This is a genomic window from Umezawaea sp. NPDC059074, from assembly GCF_042738955.1.
In the GTDB taxonomy this organism is placed as follows: Bacteria; Actinomycetota; Actinomycetes; order Mycobacteriales; family Pseudonocardiaceae; genus Umezawaea.
The window spans coordinates 134,018-154,027 of sequence record NZ_JBHYHC010000003.1; the positions used below are offsets into that span (position 1 = coordinate 134,018).

At 71.5% G+C, this 20,010-nt stretch carries 23 protein-coding genes; 6 read left to right on the forward strand and 17 right to left on the reverse strand.

The features are described from left to right. Positions 1-16: 16 nt before the first annotated feature. Positions 17-553: a hypothetical protein gene (locus tag ACFWW9_RS02490; protein ID WP_390370628.1), complete on the forward strand. Its 537-nt coding sequence runs from the start codon at positions 17-19 to the stop codon at positions 551-553. Between the two features lie 153 nt (positions 554-706). Then, positions 707-1,342, forward strand: a complete 636-nt coding sequence (locus ACFWW9_RS02495) for a DUF3159 domain-containing protein (RefSeq protein WP_390370629.1) — start codon at positions 707-709, stop codon at positions 1,340-1,342. 14 nt (positions 1,343-1,356) lie between these two features. On the opposite strand, the gene ACFWW9_RS02500 is transcribed toward ACFWW9_RS02495, so the two are convergent. Together ACFWW9_RS02500 and ACFWW9_RS02505 are read right to left on the reverse strand one after the other, a co-directional pair. Further along, complete coding sequence (locus ACFWW9_RS02500) at positions 1,357-1,458, reverse strand: multicopper oxidase domain-containing protein (protein WP_390370630.1); 102 nt, start codon at positions 1,456-1,458, stop codon at positions 1,357-1,359. Between the two features lie 152 nt (positions 1,459-1,610). Beyond that, positions 1,611-1,799, reverse strand: coding sequence for a hypothetical protein (locus tag ACFWW9_RS02505; protein ID WP_390370632.1), 189 nt, complete (start codon positions 1,797-1,799; stop codon positions 1,611-1,613). Positions 1,800-2,027: 228 nt separating this feature from the next. On the opposite strand from ACFWW9_RS02505, the gene ACFWW9_RS02510 reads away from it, so the two are divergent. Then, positions 2,028-3,275 (forward strand): FAD-dependent oxidoreductase, encoded by a 1,248-nt coding sequence (locus ACFWW9_RS02510; protein WP_390370634.1) that lies wholly within the window; start codon positions 2,028-2,030, stop codon positions 3,273-3,275. A 129-nt stretch (positions 3,276-3,404) separates the two neighbouring features. On the opposite strand, the gene ACFWW9_RS02515 is transcribed toward ACFWW9_RS02510, so the two are convergent. The 14 genes from ACFWW9_RS02515 to ACFWW9_RS02580 all read right to left on the reverse strand — a co-directional run bounded on the left by ACFWW9_RS02515 (position 3,405) and on the right by ACFWW9_RS02580 (position 16,477). Beyond that, positions 3,405-5,084 (reverse strand): cytochrome b5 domain-containing protein, encoded by a 1,680-nt coding sequence (locus ACFWW9_RS02515; RefSeq protein ID WP_390370635.1) that lies wholly within the window; start codon positions 5,082-5,084, stop codon positions 3,405-3,407. A 40-nt stretch (positions 5,085-5,124) separates the two neighbouring features. Beyond that, on the reverse strand, positions 5,125-5,502 hold the full coding sequence (gcvH, locus tag ACFWW9_RS02520) for a glycine cleavage system protein GcvH (protein WP_390370637.1): 378 nt from the start codon (positions 5,500-5,502) through the stop codon (positions 5,125-5,127). A gap of 60 nt (positions 5,503-5,562) precedes the next feature. Beyond that, complete coding sequence (locus ACFWW9_RS02525) at positions 5,563-6,747, reverse strand: glycine/sarcosine/betaine reductase selenoprotein B family protein (protein ID WP_390370639.1); 1,185 nt, start codon at positions 6,745-6,747, stop codon at positions 5,563-5,565. Between the two features lie 43 nt (positions 6,748-6,790). Beyond that, on the reverse strand, positions 6,791-7,153 hold the full coding sequence (locus ACFWW9_RS02530; protein ID WP_390370641.1) for a DUF1330 domain-containing protein: 363 nt from the start codon (positions 7,151-7,153) through the stop codon (positions 6,791-6,793). 2 nt (positions 7,154-7,155) lie between these two features. Beyond that, positions 7,156-8,265 (reverse strand): muconate/chloromuconate family cycloisomerase, encoded by a 1,110-nt coding sequence (locus tag ACFWW9_RS02535; protein ID WP_390370736.1) that lies wholly within the window; start codon positions 8,263-8,265, stop codon positions 7,156-7,158. After that, a complete protein-coding gene (locus ACFWW9_RS02540) occupies positions 8,265-9,002 on the reverse strand; it encodes a dienelactone hydrolase family protein (RefSeq protein WP_390370643.1) in 738 nt (245 codons plus the stop codon). Before ACFWW9_RS02540 ends, ACFWW9_RS02535 begins: the two co-directional genes overlap by 1 nt. 150 nt (positions 9,003-9,152) lie before the next feature. Continuing rightward, on the reverse strand, positions 9,153-10,043 hold the full coding sequence (locus ACFWW9_RS02545) for a LysR family transcriptional regulator (RefSeq protein ID WP_390370645.1): 891 nt from the start codon (positions 10,041-10,043) through the stop codon (positions 9,153-9,155). A gap of 55 nt (positions 10,044-10,098) precedes the next feature. Continuing rightward, positions 10,099-11,220, reverse strand: a complete 1,122-nt coding sequence (locus ACFWW9_RS02550; protein ID WP_390370647.1) for a maleylacetate reductase — start codon at positions 11,218-11,220, stop codon at positions 10,099-10,101. Between the two features lie 29 nt (positions 11,221-11,249). Beyond that, positions 11,250-12,023, reverse strand: coding sequence for a dioxygenase (locus ACFWW9_RS02555; RefSeq protein ID WP_390370649.1), 774 nt, complete (start codon positions 12,021-12,023; stop codon positions 11,250-11,252). A 156-nt stretch (positions 12,024-12,179) separates the two neighbouring features. Continuing rightward, complete coding sequence (locus ACFWW9_RS02560; protein ID WP_390370651.1) at positions 12,180-13,073, reverse strand: LysR family transcriptional regulator; 894 nt, start codon at positions 13,071-13,073, stop codon at positions 12,180-12,182. A gap of 48 nt (positions 13,074-13,121) precedes the next feature. After that, positions 13,122-14,081, reverse strand: a complete 960-nt coding sequence (locus ACFWW9_RS02565) for a PDR/VanB family oxidoreductase (RefSeq protein WP_390370653.1) — start codon at positions 14,079-14,081, stop codon at positions 13,122-13,124. A gap of 207 nt (positions 14,082-14,288) precedes the next feature. Then, positions 14,289-14,909: an NAD(P)-dependent oxidoreductase gene (locus ACFWW9_RS02570; RefSeq protein WP_390370654.1), complete on the reverse strand. Its 621-nt coding sequence runs from the start codon at positions 14,907-14,909 to the stop codon at positions 14,289-14,291. A 1-nt stretch (position 14,910) separates the two neighbouring features. Next, the gene (locus ACFWW9_RS02575) at positions 14,911-15,687 is read right to left on the reverse strand and encodes an inositol monophosphatase family protein (protein ID WP_390370656.1); all 777 of its coding nucleotides are present in this window, start codon (positions 15,685-15,687) and stop codon (positions 14,911-14,913) included. Positions 15,688-15,700: 13 nt separating this feature from the next. Continuing rightward, positions 15,701-16,477, reverse strand: coding sequence for an inositol monophosphatase family protein (locus tag ACFWW9_RS02580; RefSeq protein ID WP_390370657.1), 777 nt, complete (start codon positions 16,475-16,477; stop codon positions 15,701-15,703). Between the two features lie 66 nt (positions 16,478-16,543). On the opposite strand from ACFWW9_RS02580, the gene ACFWW9_RS02585 reads away from it, so the two are divergent. The 3 genes from ACFWW9_RS02585 (at position 16,544) to ACFWW9_RS02595 (ending at position 19,127) form a co-directional block, all read left to right on the forward strand. Further along, positions 16,544-17,443, forward strand: coding sequence for a LysR family transcriptional regulator (locus ACFWW9_RS02585; protein ID WP_390370659.1), 900 nt, complete (start codon positions 16,544-16,546; stop codon positions 17,441-17,443). 93 nt (positions 17,444-17,536) lie between these two features. Next, entirely contained in the window at positions 17,537-18,076 is a 540-nt protein-coding gene (locus ACFWW9_RS02590; RefSeq protein ID WP_390370661.1) for a pyridoxamine 5'-phosphate oxidase family protein, read from the forward strand. 217 nt (positions 18,077-18,293) lie between these two features. Next, positions 18,294-19,127 (forward strand): GAF and ANTAR domain-containing protein, encoded by an 834-nt coding sequence (locus ACFWW9_RS02595; RefSeq protein ID WP_390370663.1) that lies wholly within the window; start codon positions 18,294-18,296, stop codon positions 19,125-19,127. Between the two features lie 30 nt (positions 19,128-19,157). Here the strand turns inward: ACFWW9_RS02595 and ACFWW9_RS02600 are convergent, their stop codons facing one another. Continuing rightward, positions 19,158-20,000, reverse strand: a complete 843-nt coding sequence (locus ACFWW9_RS02600; RefSeq protein ID WP_390370664.1) for a UbiA family prenyltransferase — start codon at positions 19,998-20,000, stop codon at positions 19,158-19,160. Positions 20,001-20,010: the final 10 nt, after the last annotated feature.

The following is a 20,010-nucleotide window of genomic DNA, read 5'->3' on the forward strand; positions in this document are numbered from 1 at the left end:
CACGAGAGGCTCGACCATGGTGAACGTGCTCGGCGTGAGCGCACGGGCCGAGGAGGTCTCGGCCGCCCTCCCCGGCGACGACATCGTCCCCGACGCGGTGGTCGTCATGAACCGCGGCTTCACGCTGCCCGCTACGCCCGACCGGGTGTGGCCGTGGATCGCCCAGCTCGGCCGCAACCGCTCCGGCTGGTACCTGCCGCGGTGGGTGGAGGCGGTCCTCCCGAGGGGCAGGAGGGCGCTGCGCCACGTCGACGACTCGTTGCAGCACCTGAGCCCCGGCGACGTCATCGACGACTGGCCGGGGCGCGACGACACCTTCGAGATCGTCGTGCACCGCGCGCCCGACCTCGTGGTCCACCGCTCGACCCGCGGCGACCTCCGGATCAGCTGGGTGATCGCGCTGCGCGCCGAGGGCCCGGCGACCCGTGTGCACCTGCGGCTGCGCCTGGGCGGCGTGCGCCGCAAGCTGCTGGTGGAGACGGCGGGCGAACTCGTCGACCTGCTGACCGTCGCCGGGCTCGCGGCGGGCCTGCGGGAGAGGGTCGCTCCGTGACCAACCGCCGCGGTACGCCGTGGCGTCGGTCTACCCCCGTGGCGAGTGCCGGGAAGACATCCGCGGCGGGACGACCGCGAGCGCGCTCGCGGGCGACCCTGGAGGTGTCGGCAAGGTGGACCACCCGGTACCACCGCGAACTCCGGGAGAGCTGTGAACTCGACGATGGACCAGCAGGACCTGCGAACCGCCACGACGTCGGCGCTGAGCCGATTCGACGGAGCGAGCGGCCTCGCCGTCGCCGCGGCGCCCTCCGTCGCGTTCGGCGTCCTCAGCACAACCGTGTCCACCACCGCAGGACTCGTGGCGGCGGCCGCGGTGTCCGCCGCCACGGTGCTGTGGCGGCTCGCCCGCCGGGCGTCGCTGAAGCAGGCCGTGGTGGGGGTCGCGCTGGTCGCGGTGTACTCGGCGGTGGTGCTCGCGACCGGTGAGGCGAAGAACTACTTCCTGGTGCAGTCGCTGACCTCGGTGGCCACCGTCCTCCTCTGCCTCGCCTCGGTCGCCGTCCGGTGGCCGCTGGCGGGCGTGCTGCTCAACCGGATCGTCGGCGGCAGGCGCGGGTGGCGGGAGAACGCGACCTTCCTCCGCCTGTACACCAGGGCGACGCTCGCGTGCGCGGGAGTCGCGGCGGTCACCTCCACCGTGCAGGTGTCGCTCTACCTCGCCGATCGGACCGCGCTTCTCGCCGCCGTCACGTCGGTGGACGGCCCGCTGTGGGGTGTCGTGGCCGCCGCCATCGTCGTGGTGGCGCGCAAGGCCGTTCGGGAGGACCGCGTGGCGACCGGCTGATCGTCCACGGCCGATCAGGTGACGACGAAGTCCGCCATCATCGCCATGTCCTCGTGCTCCAGGTTGTGGCAGTGGAACACGTACCGGCCCGCGTGGTCGTTGAACCGGACGAGCACCTCCGCCGCCTGGGCAGGTGCCAGGTCGAGGCATCGGTGACCCCGCACCCGGCGGCCGAGAAAGTCACGGCCCCGCCCGCGGTGACCGCCGCCAAGCCGAGGAAGCGCCTGCGGCTCATCCTCCGGCCGGTCACCGGTCCACCCCCGCGGCCTCACGCTCGGGAACGTCTCCCCACCGCGATGGTCGAGTTGTCCCGGTGCAGGGCGAGCATGTCGTAGTCGCCTGCCAGGAACCCGCCCGCGAACACCGCTTGCGTCACCGTCAGCGCGGCCTCGGCGGTGGCGAGCACCCGGAACGTCCACAGGGCCCACCGGCGCGGCCGGTCATCCACAGTCATCACGGCGACATAGTTACATACAAAACGGTTACATGTGTAGCCATCTCACTCCACGATGGAACGCGGGATTCGCCTACCCCAACGGATGTAGACGAGGAGCCAACTCCAGCGGGACGTGGACGAGGCCGTGGGCACAGCATGCTGGCGCCACCTGGGAACGGCACGAGCAGGGCAGGACGCCCGAATCAGAAGCGGATTCACGTGCACGCTCCATCCGAGAGAGGAAGAACTGTGCGAGCACTCGTCATCGGAGCCGGCCTTGGCGGCCTCACCCTCGCCCACGGGCTGCTGCGCGCAGGCGTGGAGGTCACCGTGTTCGAGCGCAGCGGCAGTGCGGGCGCGCAGCCCGCGAGCTACGGGCTGCACCTCGACGCCAACGGCCTCGGTGCCGCGCACGCCTGCCTGCCCGCGGAGAACTGGGCGATCCTCGACCGGGTCGCGGCTCCGGCCCGCGACGCGGTCACCTTCCGCGACAAGGACCTGCACCCCCTCGCGGTCATCGATCGCGAGAAGGACGCCGCGGTCGACCCGGTGACCCGTCGACGCGGGATCAAGCGGGACGCGCTGCGCGACGCCCTCCTGCACGGGCTCGACGACGTGATCCTGTGGGACAAGAAGTTCGTCGGCTACGAGAAGCCGCCCACCGGCGGCGTCCGGGTGCGGTTCGCCGACGGCTCCTCCGTCGAGGGCGACCTGCTCGTCGCCGCCGACGGCAGCAACTCCGCCGTTCGCGCCCAGTACCTCCCCGACCTGAAGCGCGTGGACCTCGGCATCGTCAACATCGCGGGCACCATCCGCCTCACCCCCGGCCTGCGCGATCGGCTTCCCGCGAGCCTGGTCGACGGCTCGGTCAACAACGTCCTGCCGTCCGGACCCGGCTGGGTCTTCACCGCCAACTGGTTGGCCCCCGGCGGGAACAGCGCGCAGGACTCGCTGGTGTGGGCGTGGGCGGGCGCGCGCGACAGCTACCCGAAGGGCGTCGAGGACATGGACGGCGAGGCGCTGCGGCGGATCGTGCTGGACCGGCTCCACGGCTGGTCGCCCGCACTGCGGCAGGTGGTGGTCGACACGGACTCGAGCACCATCGTCCCGATCACCCTCCGCTCCATGCCGCAGCTCCCCTCGTGGACCCCGTCCCAGGTCACCCTCATCGGCGACGCCATCCACAACATGACGCCGATGGGCGGCGTGGGCGCGAACACCGCGCTGCGCGACGCCGACGCCCTGCGCGTGGCCCTCCTCGGCCACGTCAACGGGACGCGCGACCTCGTCACGGCCGTCGGCGACTACGAGACCACCATGCGCGAGTACGCGAACGAGGCCTTGGCCGTGTCCACGCGCAACGCCCGCAACGCGACCTCGCCCGCACGCCTGCCCCGCACGGCCTTCCGCACGATGCTCCGCGTCGCCGAGGCGCTGCCACCGGTGAAGAAGGCCATGTTCTCCCCCGCCGCCAAGGCGCACAGCGCGAAGGCCTAGCCGCCGGGAGGTCCGTCGTCGACGGATGCCGACCGTGCACGTGGTGGGCGTCGGGCTCGCCCCCGGACCTGAGGGCCCGCGGTCGAACGCCGGTCGGCGGCCCCGACCGGCGTTCGAGCACCGAGGTCGCTACTCCACGAGCGGGCCGACGCAGAAGTTCTCCATGTGCCTGATCGCCGCCCTGCTGTGGAAGTCGCCGAACTCGGCCGTGGCGTCCTTCCCGGCGAACAGCCGCGCGACGAACGACCCGCCGGGGTGGTGGTGCTTCCACTCCGTGAAGTCGTAGACCTTCCCCCGGATCACGATCCAGCAGTCGTCGAACGCGCTGTGGAACCGGAGTTCGTCGCGGGTCACCGGCTTGTCGCCGGTGAGCGGCACGTCCGGCTTCCACAGGTTCCGGTAGATGTCCTTGCGCGCGTCCGCTCCGGCGGTCCGGGTGCGGAAGTCCCACGGGCCGAGTCGACGCGGCGGCAGGGTGTCGCCGATCGCGCGGGCGTCGTAGGCGTAGATCCACGAGTCGTCACTGCCCGCGCGCTCCTCGTGGTCGAAGATCGCCATGTCCCGTTCGTCGGTGGCGGCCAGGATCTGCCGCCGTGCGGCCGAGTCCTCCGGCTCCAACTGCTTGAACGCCACCTTGGACCCGAACTGGAACCGGGTGGCGCGGTAGTGCCGGACGCGCTCGTAGTGCAGCAGCGCGCTGCGGAAGTCGTTGCCGTGCAGTGCGAAGCACTTGCTCAGCGCCGCTCCGTCCTCGAAGGACTGGGACGCGCCCTGGCCGAACGTCGGGAGCATCGGGTGGGCGGCGTCGCCGACGAGGCACACCCGCCCCTCCTGCCAGCGGTCGAGCGCGTCCCGGTCGAACAGGCCCCACTTGGTGGGGTTCCCGATCGCGCCCGCGAGGGCGATCACCTCCTCCCCTCGGGGGTCGTCGCCCCAGGTCCGCGCGAGCGTCTCGACGACCTCCGCCCGGTCGATGGCCCGCCAGTCGCCCCAGTCCTCGTGGAACTCCCTGGACTCGGGCTCGTACCAGGTGATCGCGACGTTCAGCAGCTCGCCCCCGCGGACCCAGTAGGACATGCAGAGGGCGTCGTCCCGCTTGATCATGTCGTGGTACCTGTGGCCCGTCGGGCTGAAGTCCAGCGGGCTGCCGTCGCGCTTGCGCAGCGCGGCGACCTCCTCCTTCGGGATGAGTCCGCGCAGGATGATCGACCCGGTCCACCGCCGTTCGCGCGAGCCCGGCCACAGCAGCTCCAGGACCTTCGAGTGGATGCCGTCCGCGCCGATGAGGACGTCGGCCGTGGTGCTGGTGCCGTCCTCGAACGCGGCCGTCACCGAGTCCTCGTCCTGCTCCAGCCGCGAGAGGCGCTTGCCCATGTGGAGGGTGATCGGGCAGCGGACCCCCGACTCCGGGCCGAGTTCCGCGACGCGCTGGTGCAGGCACATCAGCAGGTCCTGGCGGTGCATGTGGTGGAACCCGCCGCCCTCGGCGATCTTCTCCGGGGCGTTGTAGTCGAAGGGCCGCAACGACACCGACAGGTCGGGCATGATCTGGCGGGTGGCGTCCAGGATCGCGGCCCGGCCGCCGTCCGGGACCCCCACCGGCCCCTTCGGGTCGCCGCCGTCCAGGTCGATGCCGAGCCAGTGGCACAGTCGGGCGCCGTTCGGCGCGATGTTGAGGCCCGCTCCCGCCGTGGTCGGGACCGCGGTCTGCTCGTAGACGTCCACGGCCTCGAACGCGTCCCCGGACTCCCGGAGGGCGATGGCCGTGAAGAGGCCCGCCATGCCCCCGCCGATTACCGCAGCGCGCATACCGGCACGCTCCTTTCGCTGGTGTGGAAGGTCTTCCCGATCACGCGAGTTCCGCCGCGTACTCCTCGGCGCTTCTCAGCCGGTCGAGCTCCTCGGGGCGGGAGGCCTGGATCCTGACGAACCACGCGGCGTACGGATCGGTGTTCACCTGCTCCGGGTCGCCCACGAGTGACTCGTTGACCTCGACCACCCGCCCGGAGCATGGCGCGTAGACCTCCGACGCGGTCTTCGTCGACTCCACCTCCACGAACGCGGCCCCGAGTTCGACCTCGGCGCCCACCCTCGGCAGCTCGACCCACTGGACGTCACCGAGCTGGTCCTGCGCGTAGTCGGTGATGCCCACGGTCACGACGTGGCCGGGCGCCACCTCGGACCACTCGTGCTCGGGCCCGTAGCGCAGGTTCTCCGGAAAGCGCATCTCCGACACCTCACGCGATCCCACAACGACCTCCTTCGACGACGTGCCTGCGAGCGGGCTTCACCGGGCGATGCCGAAGGCCGCGTCCCGGACGGCGGCGTCCTCCGACGCCCGCATGTGGTCCCGCACCCGGACGAGCAGCCCGGCCAGCGCCGTGCGTCCCCACAGCCATTCGCCCGCGGCGTCGGGGGATTCGCCCGCCCGCATGACCATGCGGCCTTCGAGGTACAGGGCTTTGAGGTCGTCGGCGCAGTACCTCAGGAACTCGCCCACCGGGACCCCGTCCGGCCGCAGGCCCTTCTCCGGCTCGTCCGCAACGAAGGCCTCCAGGTAGCGCACGACACCCCGGAACCGGACCGCGGGTATCCCGGTGAGGCCGACCGCCGTCCTGCCTTCACGGCGCACCCACAACTCGTGGTAGCGCCGCATCATCGACACCTCGGTGGCGGCGTCGACCTCGACCGGCGCGAGGTCCACATCGGACGCCTGGACGGGGCTGAGCCGCTGCCCTTCCACGCCCTCGGCCGCGTAGCCCCGGACGACGGGACCGGGGCCGGGCTCGTCGAAGAGCGAGAGGGCCGCCGTGAGCACGTCCAACTGCTGTTCCCGGTCGCCGGGGAGTCCGCACGGCGCGCCGAACGGGAACGGGACGTACAGCGAACGCGGGGGCCGGACCTTGTCCGTGTACTCCCGGACCATGCTGATCGCCGCGGTCGGCACCCCCAGCGCCTCCAGGACACGCGCCACCGCGCCACCGGTGTGCGTGCACACCGGGCACGTGGGGGTGACCAGCACCAGGTCCACGCCATCCGCGCGGAGCAGCGGCCCCAGCGCCTCCCCGACCGTGGCGGCCGTCTTCTCCGAATCCTCCTGCGCCCCTACGAGCGAGTAGAAGTTCGGCGACAGCTCCCCCACGCGGCCGTCGGCCACGAGATCCTGGAGCCGGTCGATCGGGTACACGACGTTGATGTCGCGCATCCGCAACGACCGGTCGAACCCGATGCTGCTCTGGCTCTGCAACAAATCGGCTTCTCCGGCCGAGTTCGGGATCACCCGGTAGCCCTGGTCGTACTTGGCGAAGGGCAGGTCCGAACGCAGGTGGAGCCCCGCCGTGGTGACCAGGGCGAGCCGGGAGGCGTTCACCGGCGCGGTCGGCGCCGTCCACGGCACGTCGTCGTTGATCGGCACCGGACGCATCAGCACGCGCTGCCGCACGACGTCGGGCAACTGGTCGAGATCGGGCACGTCCGTCACCACCCTCGTTCGTCGATCGGCTGCCCGTCCCGCGTCACCACGGCTTCTTCCAGCCCTCGACGAGGAGCACCCGCCCCTTGCTGGTGGCCTGCCGCTTGCGCGCCGCAGCCTGGTACTGCTCGGACCCGTACCAGTCCCGAGCCACCGCGACGCTGGCGAACTCCACGACCACCAGGCGCTTGGTCGGCCACTCGCCTTCGAGGCACTCGACCACCCCGCGCGGAGCGGGTTCCCCGCTCAGCACCCGCCCGTCCCACTCCCGGATGCTGGCCTGCCCATCAAGCCGGTAGTCCTCGTAACCCTCGGAATCGGTGATCTCCAGGTCGAAGACCACGTACCCCTTGGGCACGAAGTCCACATCGGACACCTGAGGACCGCTTTCCCGCTTCTCGCCCATGATCACTCCCTCGCGTACTTGCGTAGCTTCTGCTCGTCCAACTCCACTCCGAGCCCCGGCCCCCGCGGCACCACGAGGTCACCGTTCTCGTAGGACACCGGCTCCACGACGACGTCGTCCGTCATGAGCAGCGGCCCGATGAGGTCGCAGCCGTGCACGACGGGCCAGGTGCCGAACAGCTGGGCGGCGGCCGACGTCCCGATCGACGTCTCCATCGTTCCGCCGCCGTAGCACCCGATCCCGGCCGCACGCGCCACCGCCGCGATGCCGTTCGCCGCCGCCAACCCCCCGGATTTGGGGACCTTGACGGAGAACAGGTCGGCACTGCGCCGTCGGCTCACGGCCACCGCGTCGTGCACCGACGCCACGGCCTCGTCCGCCATCACCCGCATCCCCGACGACGCCCTGATCCGGGCCATCCCGTCGAGGTTCCACGCGGGCAGGGGCTGTTCGGCGATGTCCACCCCCGCCTCGGCCAGACGGGGCAACCACCGGCGCGCGGCCGACTCGTCCCACCGCCCGTTCGGGTCGACCACGACCACGACGTCCTCGGGCACCTCGCGCAGGAGCCCGAGGATCCTGGCGGCGTCCTCGGCCGGTGACGGGTGGGCCATCATGAACTTGACCATCCGATGGCCCGCCGCGACGCGGTCGGCGATCTCGTCGGCGGCCCGCTCGGTGTCCGCCCCGACCGACCACAGGACCGGCAGCCGGTCGCGCACCAACCCGCCGAACAGCTCCGACACCGGGCAGCCGTGCACCTTGCCGACGATGTCCCAGAGCGCCATCTCCAGCGCCGCCTTGGCGAACCTGTTGTGCGCCGACGCCCGGTCCAGCCGCGCGACCGCATCGTTCACCCCGCTCATCGGCGCGGCGCACAGGGCGGGGGCGAGGTACAGGTCGATGACGGCCTTCATCGTCTCGACGGACTCGCCACCCCATTCCGGGCCGCCGCCGGGCACCACCGCCTCGCCGAGCCCGGTCACGCCGTCGCGCGTGTGCACCTGGACGACAACCGAACTCTGCCTGGTCATCACCCCGACCCCGATGCGGTGGCGGCGCCGGATCGGCAGGTCGACCACGACGGTGTCAACCGACCGGATCGCGAACATCACGCACCGCTCCGGGACGAGCCGAGCCGTGCCCGGTCGCCCAGGAGGTGGCGCCCCAGGAAGGACGTGGTCACCTGCCACGACGCGTGCGCGGCGGCCGAGGATGGCCCCGGCTCGGTGAGCCCGCCCAGGAAGGCGTGGCCCACGCCGGGGTACACGCGGTGGTCGTAGTCCGCCGCGGAGCCGTCCAGCGCGGACCGCAGTTCCTCGATGTCGTCCCGGTCGATGTAGTCCTGGTCGCCCCAGATGCCGAGGACGGGTCCGCGGGTGCGGGTCGCCGCGCTGATCGGCTCCTCGGCGGCCACCAGCGCGCCGGGCGCGCCTCGGGGGAAGCCGTAGTAGGACGCGGTCACGGCCTCTGGAGCGTCGGCGGCCGCCAACAGCACCAGGCTGCCCCCGAGGCAGAACCCGAGCAGCCCGAACCGCTGCCCCTCCGCCACGAACGCCTGCCGGACCACGGTGAGGTCGGCCAGGGCCTGGCGGTCGTCGAGCCGTGCCCGACGGCGCAGGGCGGCCTCCCTGCTCGAGTCCTCCGCCGCCCCCAGCCTGAAGAACAGGTCGGGGACGTAGGTCGTGAAGCCGGACTCGGCCAGCCGCGACCCCAGGTACCGGTAGAAGTCGTTGACGCCGTGGACGTCCGTCGCGAGCAGCACGCTCGGGGCCGACTCACCGGCCGAAAAGCGCAGGACCGGCATTTCCCCGTTCGCCGTCGCGACCACTTCGGGCGCAGCGGTCACGGTGAGGCCTTCGGACACCGACGTCTTGTCGTGACACATCTCGCACCTGCCATCTCATTTCCGGCGGAATTCAAAACCCTTCGCGCACGACGGGGATGCCGACGCGGTATCGGCGGGCGGATCAGTGAGAACAATGCGAACCCTGAGGGTTCACCGGGAAAAGTCGTTCTTCCCCACGAAATCGAGGAACGCCTTCACGACAGGAGGGGATTCCTGCCGGTGCAGGCAGCTCAGCGGCCTGCTCGCCACCCCGGTCAACGGCACGAAGCCGATGCCGGGCAGCCTGATCCTCGTGGCGGACCGGAGCACGACCGTGCACAGCTTCGCCGTGGCCACGTAGGCGAGCGCCGTGACGACGTCCTCGGCCTCGCGCGCGACCCTCATCTCGACCCCGGCGTCGGTGAAGAGGTCGGCCACCTCCTCGCCGAAGCTGGGCCGCGGCCGCGTCGGGAAGAGCACGAGGCCCTCCGCCGCCAGGTCGGCGACGCGCACCTCGGCCCGGTCGAGCAGCGGGTGGCCGAGGGGCAGCGCGACGTGCATCGACTCGCCGGGGATGTCGTCGACCACGAGGCCGACCTCGTCCGGGTACCGGCGGCTGAAGCCCAGGTGCATGCCCCCGCCGCGGATGGCGTCGGCCTGCACACTCGTCGACGCCCGCTCCAGGACCAGGTCCACCGCGGGCCTGGTGTCGAGGAAGGCCCTCAGCAGCCGCGGGACGACGTCGAAGATCATCGAACCGAAGTACCCGACGACGAACGCGCCCGCCTGTCCGTGGTGGGCCAGCCGGGTTCGCTCGACGGCCTGCCCGGTGACCTGGACGATCCGGTAGGCGCGTTCCAGGAGCACCTCGCCCGCCGCGGTGAGTTCGACGCCCGCCGCCGTCCGCACGAACAGCAGCGCGCCGACCTCGCCCTCCAGCCGGGTGATGCGCCGGGTCAGCGGCGGCTGGGTCATGTGCAGCCTCGCCGCCGCGCGCCCGATGTGCTTCTCCTCGGCCACGGCGATGAAGCACTCGAACTGCCTCACGTCGACTGCGGGCACTGCTGTGACCTCGGTTCGCACTGGATCGGACGGGACCGCGGGAAGCCGACCGGGGTCAGGGAGGACCGAGTCCCGGCGGCGGGCGTTCGCCCGTCCACGCGGCGGTGATCAACGCCCGCAGCGTCGCGGCCGTCGATCCTCGGGGGTGGACGGGTGGACGGCCCCCGACGGAGTCGACCGCCGCGGTGATCGCCCGGTCGAGATCCTCCTCCCCCACGCCCAACTCGGCGAGGGAAGTGGGGGCGCCGAGCCTCGTGGACAGGTCCCACACCGCGCCACCGGCGTCGGCCGGGTCGTCCCCCGCTCCCGGCAACGCCGACACCAGCAGGCGCATGGCCGCCGGCGCCACGGGAGCGGTGAACGCGGTGACGTAGGGCAGGACCACCGCGTGCAACGGCGAGTGGGGCAGGTCCAGGAGACCGCCGAGGACGTGGCACAGCCGGTGGTGCAGGCCCATTTCCGACACGTTCAGCACCCACCCGGCGAGCCAGGCCCCCCGCAGGGCCAGGCCGCGTCCGCCGGGGTCGTCGGCGGACAGGGTGAGGACGTCGAGCGCCGTTGCCAGCGCCCGGATCCCCTCCCCCGCGGCCGCCTGCGCCATCGGCGAGGGAGCGGGCGCGTAGAGGGCCTCCACGCAGTGCGCGACTGCGTTCAGGCCGCTGGTCACCGACAGCTCCAGGGGCAGGCCGACGGTGAGGTCGGGGTCGTACACGACCGTCCTGGGGCGAACGCCCTCCAGCCTGCCGGTGACCTTCTTCCCGCCGTCGGTCAAGCCGTACACGGACGTCATCTCGCTGCCCGCGTACGTCGTCGGGATCGCCAGCACGGGCAGCCCGGCGAACTTGGCGACCCCCTTGGCCAACCCGGTGGCCGAGCCCCCGCCGATGCAGACGACCAGGTCCGCGGCGGTCTCGGTGGCACGTCGGGCGGCCTCGCGCGCCACCGGCGACGGGACGTGCATGACCACCTCGTCGATCCGGTCCACGACGAGCGCGGCACCCAGCGACTCGACGACCCGATCGGCCGCGGTGGAGGCAGCGGGGTCGCAGATCAGCTGAACCCGCCGCGCGCCGAGCCTGGCGACCTCAGACGGCACGGCGGCGACCTGCCCGTGCCCGAAGACGACACGGGACGACGGCCAGTCGTGGACGAAGTCGGCCCGCGGAATCCCGCTCATGAGCCTGCCTCCCGACGCATCGCGACCCCTTAGGAGGGCTGGAGGACGAAGTCGAACGCGACGCGCTGGTACGGCTCGCCGTCGACCTCGACCTTCTCGGGCACGACCACGAGCTCGTTCTTGACGCCGGTGCAGGAGTCGCTCTCCAGGTAGGGGTCGCCCTCGAAGTAGAGCTGCGTGACGAGGGTGCGGTACCCCGGCGCCTGGACCCTGAAGTGCAGGTGGGCGGGCCGCCACGAGTGCCTGCCCAGCACGGTGTTGAGCAGGTTCCCCGTCGGCCCGTCGTGGGGCACCTCGTAGGGCACCGGGCGGACGCTCCGGAACCTGAAGGCGCCGTCGGGGTCCGAGGTCAGCTTGCCGCGCAGGAGGTACTCGTCCGGGAGCCTCGGCGAGAAGAACGTGTAGACGCCGTCGTTGGTGGAGTGCCAGACGTCGACCACGGCCCCCTCGACCGGCGTTCCGTCCGCGTCGTGGAGACCGCCGAGGAACTCGAGCCGGTCGCCGGGCTCGTCGGGGCGCATCGGCAGCGCGAACGGCTCCGCGTCGATGTGCGGAGCGCCTTCCTTGAAGTAGGGCCCTTCGATGGCGCTGGGGGTCCAGTCGCCCTCGCCGTAGCTCACGGTGTTCACCGTCGACTCGAAGAAGACGTCCATCAGCAGCGGCCACTCCCCCGCTTCGCCCACGCTGATGACGTACTTCAGAACGGCTTCGTAGTCGTTGTAGTGCAGGCCGTGCTTCACGATGAAAGACCTCGTGAATTCGACGAATTCGTCGAAAAGCGCGACCGTTCGCTGATCCGCCATTGAGACGATCTCCCCTCCGTACGCGTTATTCGGGGCGCACACCGACTTCGTCGTGCGCTGTTTCCCGGTAACACCACGCTAACCCGCACGGACCGGAGGTCACCAATACCGGATCGTCACCGATTCCGGTGCGCCACGGGTATGAAGACCGCCGGATCACCCCGCCCGATCGTCGAACTCGAGGTGGTCGACCAGGTCCCGCACGATTTCCGGCACTTCACCGGCCCGGTGCAGGCAGCACACCGGCACGCGCGGGATGTCGCCGACCTCGACGTAGACGACGTCGGGGAATTCGAGGGTCGTCGCCGATTCGGGCACGATGGCGCACAAGCGGGTCGCCGCGACGTAGGCGATGGCGGTGACGACGTCCTGGGCCTCGCGCACCACGCGCATCGGGACCTCCGCCTTGGCGAACAGCCTGGTGACCTCGTCGGCGAAGCTGGGGCGGGACTCCACCGGGAAGAGGACCAGGGGCGCGTCGACCAGGTCCGGCAACGCGATCGGCCCGCCTGCGGCCAGTGGGTGGTCGGTCGGGACGGCGACGAAGAGGCGCTCGGCGGCGACGACCCGCGTCACCAGCTCGGGCTCGGCCGGGTACCGGCGGGCGAAGCCCAGGTGCATCCGCCCGTCGCGGATGGCGTCCGCCTGCACGGTCTCGGACGCGCGTTCCAGGACGAGCTCCACCTCGGGGTGCCGGTCGTGGAACGACCGGAGCACACGGGGGATCAACCCGAAGATCAGGGCGCCGAAGTACCCGACCACCAACGACCCCTGGTGGCCCGCGTCGGCGAGGCGGGTCCGCTCGACCGCGTGGTCGGTCAGCTGCACGATCCGGTGGGCGCGCTCCAGCAGGACGCTGCCCGCCTCGGTCAGCTCGACGCCCGTGGCGGTCCGCAGGAACAGGCGCGCCCCGACCTCGCGCTCCAGCCGCGCGATGCGCCGCGTCAGCGGCGGCTGGGTCATGCGCAACCGAGCCGCGGCCCTGCCGATGTGCAGCTCCTCGGCGACCGCGATGAAGCACTCGAGCTGCCGTACGTCAACCGGTATCACCCCGGAAACACTAGCGCCCCCAAGCGATCGCGCACCTCCACGACGTGATCACCACCGCGAGAACCGCAGGACCAGTTCCTCGCCGCGCGACCGTGAGCAGCAGATCATCATCACGTCGTTCGCCGCGCGCTCGGCCTCGGTCAGCACGGAGTCGCGGTGATCGGGGACGCCGCCGACCACGGCGGTCTCGCACGTGCCGCAGACGCCCTCCCGGCAGGAGTTGGGCAGGTCGTACCCCTCGCCCTCCAGGGTTTCCAGGATGCCGCGATCCGCGTCGATCCTGACCCGGCGACCGGAGTCCGCGTCGACCACGTCGAAGGCGGTGTCCGCGGCGGTGTCGAACTCCGGCGCCACGAAGCGCTCGACCCTCAGCCGGGAGGGGTCGTCGATCGCGTTCTCGACGAACGCGATCATCGGCTCCGGCCCGCAGCAGTACAGGACCGCCTCGGGGTCGACGGCCATCCACGCCGCCAGGTCCAGCCGACCGCCCTGCTCGTCGTCGACGTGGACGAGCACCCGGTCGTCGTTCCAGGACTCGACTTCCGCCAGGTAGGCCATGAGGGCCCGCGTCCTGCCGCAGTAGACGAAGCGGAAGTCGGCCCCGTCGTCCCTCAGGGACCGGACCATCGCGATGATCGGCGTCACACCGATCCCACCCGCGACGAGGTCGACCCGCTCCGCCTCCTCCAACGGGAAGTCGTTCAGCGGTCCGACGACGTCGAGTTCGGCGTCGGGTCGCAAGGTGTCGTGGACGAAGGCGCTCCCACCCCGCGAAGCGGGAGCCCGGTGGACCGCGATCGTCCACGTGCCGTCGAACCGGTCGGCCCCGCACAACGAGTAGTGCCTGCGCAGCCCCTCGGCGAGGTGCAGGACGACGTGCGCGCCCGGCTCCCACGAAGGCAGGCCACCCCCTTCGGCGTCGACCAGAACGATCTCCACCACCCCGTCCGCCACGACCGTCTTCTTCGCCACGCGCAGTGCGCGCGCGACACCGGGCTCCCTCGCCATGACAGCGTTCCTTCCGGTCCTCGGCCCCGATCGGGACGACACCTCCACCGTCCAGGGAACGTGGTGGCGGTGTCCAATACCCAGGAGTCGAGCGGCCGATACCCCGCGGGGTTCCCCGAGCACCGTCAACAACGGCGAGCAGCACGGGTGATTCCCTGGTCCCCCTTCGGTTTCAGCGCCCCGTGCCCACCGGCCCCGAACGCGGACCTAGCGCTCCAGCGGGATCGCGATCGTGCCGGGGTAGGTCGGGTCCTCGGCCTCGTCCAGCATGGCGGCGGCGACGGTCGCGCGGCTCACGCGGGCGGGGAAGAAGCGGTGCGGAGCGTCGCCGAGACCGACCGTGCGCCGGGTCGGGCTGAGGGGTCCGTCCGACAGCGGTCCGGCGTGGAAGACGGTCCCGCCCGCGGCCAGGACGGCGGCGTCGGAGGCGGCCTTGTCGGTCAGCTTGTCCTCTCCCATCACCTTCAGCAGCGTGCGGGTGGCGGCACCGGCCGCGCGGGCGGACGGGCCCGTGCCGAACGCGCCGAGCCAGATGGCGCGCTGCGGTTGGGCCGCGACGAGGGCGTGGGCTCCCGCGGTGAGCGCGCCCGGCTTGTCACCGCTCGCGATGCCGAGGCCGGAGAGCACGATCTTCCGCCCCGCCAGGGCTTCTCCGATCGATCGCGGGTCACGCACGTCGGCGGCCACCCGGATCAACCTCGGCGAGTCCGGGACGGCGATGTTGGCGGGGGTGCGCGCGATCGCCGTGACCGTGTGGCCGCGCTCCAGGGCTTGGCGGGTCAGTTCGCGTCCGGTCGCACCGGAGGCGGCGAGGATGGTGATCTCCATGTCAGCGCACGTCCTTGTTCTTCAGCAGGGCGAGCAGTTCCTCGTGCACGCCGGGAGCCCCGGCGAGGATGTCGGGGTGACCGGGCCGCCACGGCTCGCCGTCGAGACCGGTCACCACGCCGCCCGCCTCGGTGACGAGCAGGACGCCCGCCGCCACGCCGACCAGGTCGCACTCGTACTGCCAGTAGGCGTCCACGTGCCCCTCGGCGACGTCCAACTGCGGGAACGTGCTGGGCACCGTGGAGCGGAGGAGCAGGACCTCGTCGAGCAGGTCCGCCACGGCGTCGCCGAAGCGGCGGTTCAGGGTGCGGGGCTGGGTCGTGGTGACGATCGCCGCGCCGACGTCCGTCTTAGCCGACACGGTGAGCGGCCTGCCGTTGAGGAACGAGCCTCCGCCGCGCACCGCGGTCCACGTGCGGTCGCCGACCGGCTGGTGGACGACCGCCAGCACGGGATCGTTGTCCCGGAGCAGGGTGACCGTGACCGCCCACTGGTCCATGCCGTGCACGAAGTTGACGCCGCCCTCGATCGGGTCGACGGCCCACCACTCACCGGGCGGGAGTTCGGTCATCTCTTGGTCGTCGCCGATCCAGCGCGCTTGGGGCCGGATCTTGGCGAGGGCCGGTTCCAGGATGCCGGTGACGAGGTCGTCGAGGCGTTTCCCGGCCCTGCCCATGTCCGCCTTGTCCGCGGGGCGGGCCGTGTCGGTGTACTCGTCGTGCAGGGCCGCGCCCGCCTGGACGACGACGGCTTTGACCTGGTCGAGGAGCTTGTCCATCGTGGACTCCACTTCAGCGCGCGGTGCGGAGGACGTCGAGCACGGCGGCGTGCAGGCCGGGGGCGGCGGCGAGGTAGCCGTCACTGGTGACCTGCCACGGCTTCCCGTCGAGGTCGGTGACGGTGGCGCCCGCCTCCCGTGCGATCAGCACGGGCCCGATGTGCGAGCGCAGGTTGTCGAACTGCCAGTGCAGGTCCATGCGGCCCGCGGCGACCTGCACGAGCTGGTGGCTGACCGGAACCGACACCCGGACGTAGAGGGCGCGCTGCATCATCGCCTCGATGGCGGCGGCGGCGCGTCGCGCGTCGGCGGGCTCGTGGCTGGGCTTGGCCTGGCCGGTGCCCGCCAGCGCCACACCGAGGTCGGTCTTCTCCGAGACGTGCACGGGCACGCCGTTGAGGCGCGCGCCCTCGCCCGCGACGGCGGTGAACGTCTCGCCGGACGTCGGGGTGTGCAGGACGGCGAGGACGGGTTCGCCGTCGCGCACCAGGCTGACGCCGATGTTCCAGTCGGCCATGCCGTACACGGCGTGGAGGTTGCCGCCGACCGGGTCGACGACCCACCAGTCACCGTCGGGCATCGGGCCGGAGCCGTGCTCGTCGGTGTTCCAGCCGGAGCCCGGCAGGGCGGCGGTCAGCGCGGGCCGGAGCACCGCGGTGACGGCCTCGTCGTTGGCCTGGAGCGCGGCCATCATGGCCTCGGTGGTCGTGGGCCGGGTGCCGAGGAAGCGCAGCTGCTCGCCTGCTTCGTGGACGGACGCGATCACCGCGTCGAGGAGTTCGTTGCGCATGGATCAACCTTCACGCCTCGATGCGATTAAGTCCAATGCACTCTTGCTAAGGTAGGATTTACTCTCATGCAATTGGATTTGAACCTGCTCACGGTGCTCGACGCGCTCCTGGAGGAGGGCAGCGTGCTCGGTGCGGCCGACCGGCTGCGGCTCTCCTCCCCCGCGGTCAGCCGTTCGCTGGGCCGCATCCGGCGGCTGACCGGCGACGACATCCTGGTGCGCACCGGTCGCACCATGACCCCCACGCCCTACGCGCTGGCGGTCCGCGAGCAGGTCGGCGACCTCGTGCGGCAGGCCAGGAGCGTGCTCGTCCCCAACCGGGAACTCGACCTGGCCGAACTCGACCGCACGTTCACGTTGCAGTGCCACGACGCCCTCACCACCGCGCTGGCGCCGACGCTGCTGAGCAGCATCGCGGAACTCGCCCCCGGCGTGCGCCTGCGCTTCCTGGCCGAGCCCGCGTCCGACACCGACGACCTGCGCCACGGCCGCATCGACCTGGCGATCGGCTCGTCCGCCCCCGACCAGCCCGAGTTCCGCTCCGAGACCCTCGGCCACGACCGGGTCGTCGTGATCCTGCGCCAGGGCCACCCGTGCGCGGGTGCCCTCGACCTGGCCGCCTACGCCGCCCAACCGCACGTCCTGGTGTCCCGCCGCGGCCGCCTCGCCGACCCGGTCGACGACCTGCTCGCGACCCACGGCCTCACCCGCCGCGTCCTCGGCTCGGTCAGCACCGCCGCCAGCGCCATGCTCATCGTCAGCCGCGGCGACGCCGTCCTGACCGTGCCGGAAGCGACCTGGCGCCCCCTCGTCGAGACGTTCGGCCTGCGCACCGAACCCCTGCCGCTCCCGGTGCCGTCCCCGCCGATGATCTGCAGCTGGCACCAGCGCTACGACACCGACGCCGCCCACACCTGGCTCCGCGCCAGGGTGCGCGCGATCCTGTCCCCGACCGTCGCCTCCTGACCCGCGCGTCAGGGCCCTGATCACCCGAGGATCCGAAACCACATCACGTCCGCACCAGCCGACACTGTCGGTGGGAGCTGGTTGACTTGCCGAATGTTCGAGACTCCCGACGAGCTCCACAGCCTGCAACTCCTGCTCGACACCTCGTTGGCCGACTCCACCAGCCACCTCAAATCGATCATCCGGCCAGGGGAGAGCACCTTGGACGCCGAGCAGGTCGTCCAAGTCTGCCAAGGCATGTGCACCCTGGCGATCGCCACGGTCACCCGGCGCGGTGAGCCACGCATCAGCGGCGCCGACGGGCACTTCCTGCACGGCCGCTGGATCGTCGGCACCCACCGCCAGGCCGCCAAGGCCCGTCACCTCGCGGCGCGGCCCGGCATCAGCGCGACCTACCTGCGCGGCGAGCAACTCGGCATCTTCACGCACGGACACGCCGTCGAGCTCAACCCCGAGGGGACGAGCAGCGACCCGACGTGGCCGGCGATCCGCGACTACCTCGTCGACCACTACGACGGCGACAGCGACGACCCGTTCTGGGACGAGAACGTCTGGTATCGCATCGACCCCAGCTGGATGGTCGCCTACAGCACCGACCCCGCCGGCCTGCTCGACCAACAACCGCCAGCCTGAAAGACCTTGAGCGAGTCCACCTCAGGCCGCCACCCTGGGGCCAGTCGAGGGTGACATCCTCAACGCCACCCTGATAGTGGAACCCCGACTCTTCTGCCGCTGCCCCGTCTGACTGATGATCATGATGGGCGGGGTCGTCCCTGCGTGTTCACGCTCATTCGTCCACACCTGGGAGGTCGGGCGGCGCGACGTGGACATGCGCTAGCTTGGTCAGCCGGTGGATGTTCAGCAGCGCAGCATCCGGTTCCCACTGTGCCGTCCCACTGCAACCGGGCGGGCAGCTACCACCGAGGAGCGCAGGATGACCAGCCCCACGAACATCTCCTTCTCGACGTTGGCCAGTGAGTTGGCGGAGATGACCCGACTGGTCGAGGACGAGGACCACGAGGCGATCGCCCGCCGGTTCACCAACCACTTGGCACGCACTGTCGGCAGCTGCGACCTGGCGTTCCTCGCGGTCAGCAGTGCTGGTGGCTTCGAGGTCGTCGTCTCTTCCGCGCAGCCGCCGCACATCGTCGGGATCGACGACAACCCGATCCGCGAGGTTCTTCGCTACGGCGAGCCGCGCCGTCTGGGTGACTCCGCCCAAGAGCAACGCTGGCCGGCGTTCGCCGCGGGATTGGCCGAGCAGGGCTACCGCGACTGCCTGGTGCTCCCCCTCCCCGCGGAGCACGTCCCGGCTACGGCGGTAACGCTGCTGTCGCGTGAACCCCACCGGTTCACCGATCACTCCTACGACGTCATCCTGCTGATCGCCGTGCACGCCGGGGTTGCCCTCGACAACATCGAGGTGCTGCACCGCAGCAAGCAGATGGTGCAGCACCTGACGACGGCACTCGGCACGCGACACATCATCGGTGTGGCCCAAGGACTGCTGATGCGGCACTTCTCCTGTGACGTCGACAGCAGCTACGAACTGCTGCGCAGGGCATCTCAAAGCACCAACCGCAAGCTGCGGGACATCGCGTCCGACCTGGTCGAAGGGCAGGAGCAGGATCGATTTTCCGAAGTTCTCGCCCGCCTCGGCGCGACGGGAACGCGGCACCGCTAGCCGACGACCTCGCCCGGTGATCAGAGCCGGTCAGACCGCCCCGGCGATGAGCAGGACGACGGCCAGCAAAGCGATCGCGATCGTGATCCGAAACGCCGCCGGGCTGTCGGGCGACCGCAGCGCGACCGCCGTCGCGGCGGCGGCGCCGAGCACCCCGCCACCCACGGCGACCACGCCGAGGGCCCACGAGGTCTGGTTGAGGCCGAGCACGACCGATGCCGCCGCCAGCACGACCGCCATGACCACGACACCCCACCGCGGGCCGAGGCGTTGCGGCAGGCCGCGCACGCCCGTGGCGGCGTCCGCGCGCAGGTCCGGCAGCACGTTCGCGAAGTGCGCGGCGAACCCCAGCAGCGCCCCGACCACCGGCACCCACCACCGCGGCCACGGGTGCTCGGGCAGCGCGAGGTACGGCCCGAGGGGCAGGGCGCCGAACGCGACCAGGTAGGCCGCGCCGGACCAGACCGTGGCCTTCAGCCCCAGGTTGTACGCCCAGCCCGCGGCGACCCCGATCAGCAGCGCGACGGCGGCGAGCGTGCCCAGCAGGGCCGACAGCACGACGGTGGTCGCCAACGCCACCCCGGCCGCCACGGCGACCACCGGGACCGGGACCTGCCCGGCGGCGGCGGGTTTGGCGGCGCGACCGGTGGCCCGGTCCCTCGCGGCGTCGATCCAGTCGTTGGACCAGCCGATCGACAACTGGCCGGTCAGCACGGCCGCGCCGATGAGCACCACACCGACCGTGTCGTGCCCGACCCCGACGGCGAGCAGCACCGCCACGGTCGTGACGGCGAGCGAGGGCAAGGGGTGGCACGCGCCCGCGAGCCCTCGGACCAGCGCGCGCTTGGGCGGTGCGGTCGGCGTTCCGGCCATCTGCCGAGTG

Excerpts from the sequence above, each read along its gene's own strand:
- ACFWW9_RS02490 (WP_390370628.1), top strand. The coding sequence starts at position 17 with ATGGTGAACGTGCTCGGCGTGAGCGCACGGGCCGAGGAGGTCTCGGCC.
- ACFWW9_RS02515 (WP_390370635.1), bottom strand. The coding sequence starts at position 5,084 with ATGCGCGCTGCGGTAATCGGCGGGGGCATGGCGGGCCTCTTCACGGCC.
- gcvH (WP_390370637.1), bottom strand. The coding sequence starts at position 5,502 with ATGCGCTTTCCGGAGAACCTGCGCTACGGGCCCGAGCACGAGTGGTCC.
- ACFWW9_RS02530 (WP_390370641.1), bottom strand. The coding sequence starts at position 7,153 with ATGGGCGAGAAGCGGGAAAGCGGTCCTCAGGTGTCCGATGTGGACTTC.
- ACFWW9_RS02535 (WP_390370736.1), bottom strand. The coding sequence starts at position 8,265 with ATGTTCGCGATCCGGTCGGTTGACACCGTCGTGGTCGACCTGCCGATC.
- ACFWW9_RS02550 (WP_390370647.1), bottom strand. The coding sequence starts at position 11,220 with ATGAGCGGGATTCCGCGGGCCGACTTCGTCCACGACTGGCCGTCGTCC.
- ACFWW9_RS02555 (WP_390370649.1), bottom strand. The coding sequence starts at position 12,023 with ATGGCGGATCAGCGAACGGTCGCGCTTTTCGACGAATTCGTCGAATTC.
- ACFWW9_RS02565 (WP_390370653.1), bottom strand. The coding sequence starts at position 14,081 with ATGGCGAGGGAGCCCGGTGTCGCGCGCGCACTGCGCGTGGCGAAGAAG.
- ACFWW9_RS02570 (WP_390370654.1), bottom strand. The coding sequence starts at position 14,909 with ATGGAGATCACCATCCTCGCCGCCTCCGGTGCGACCGGACGCGAACTG.
- ACFWW9_RS02575 (WP_390370656.1), bottom strand. The coding sequence starts at position 15,687 with ATGGACAAGCTCCTCGACCAGGTCAAAGCCGTCGTCGTCCAGGCGGGC.
- ACFWW9_RS02580 (WP_390370657.1), bottom strand. The coding sequence starts at position 16,477 with ATGCGCAACGAACTCCTCGACGCGGTGATCGCGTCCGTCCACGAAGCA.
- ACFWW9_RS02585 (WP_390370659.1), top strand. The coding sequence starts at position 16,544 with ATGCAATTGGATTTGAACCTGCTCACGGTGCTCGACGCGCTCCTGGAG.
- ACFWW9_RS02590 (WP_390370661.1), top strand. The coding sequence starts at position 17,537 with ATGTTCGAGACTCCCGACGAGCTCCACAGCCTGCAACTCCTGCTCGAC.
- ACFWW9_RS02600 (WP_390370664.1), bottom strand. The coding sequence starts at position 20,000 with ATGGCCGGAACGCCGACCGCACCGCCCAAGCGCGCGCTGGTCCGAGGG.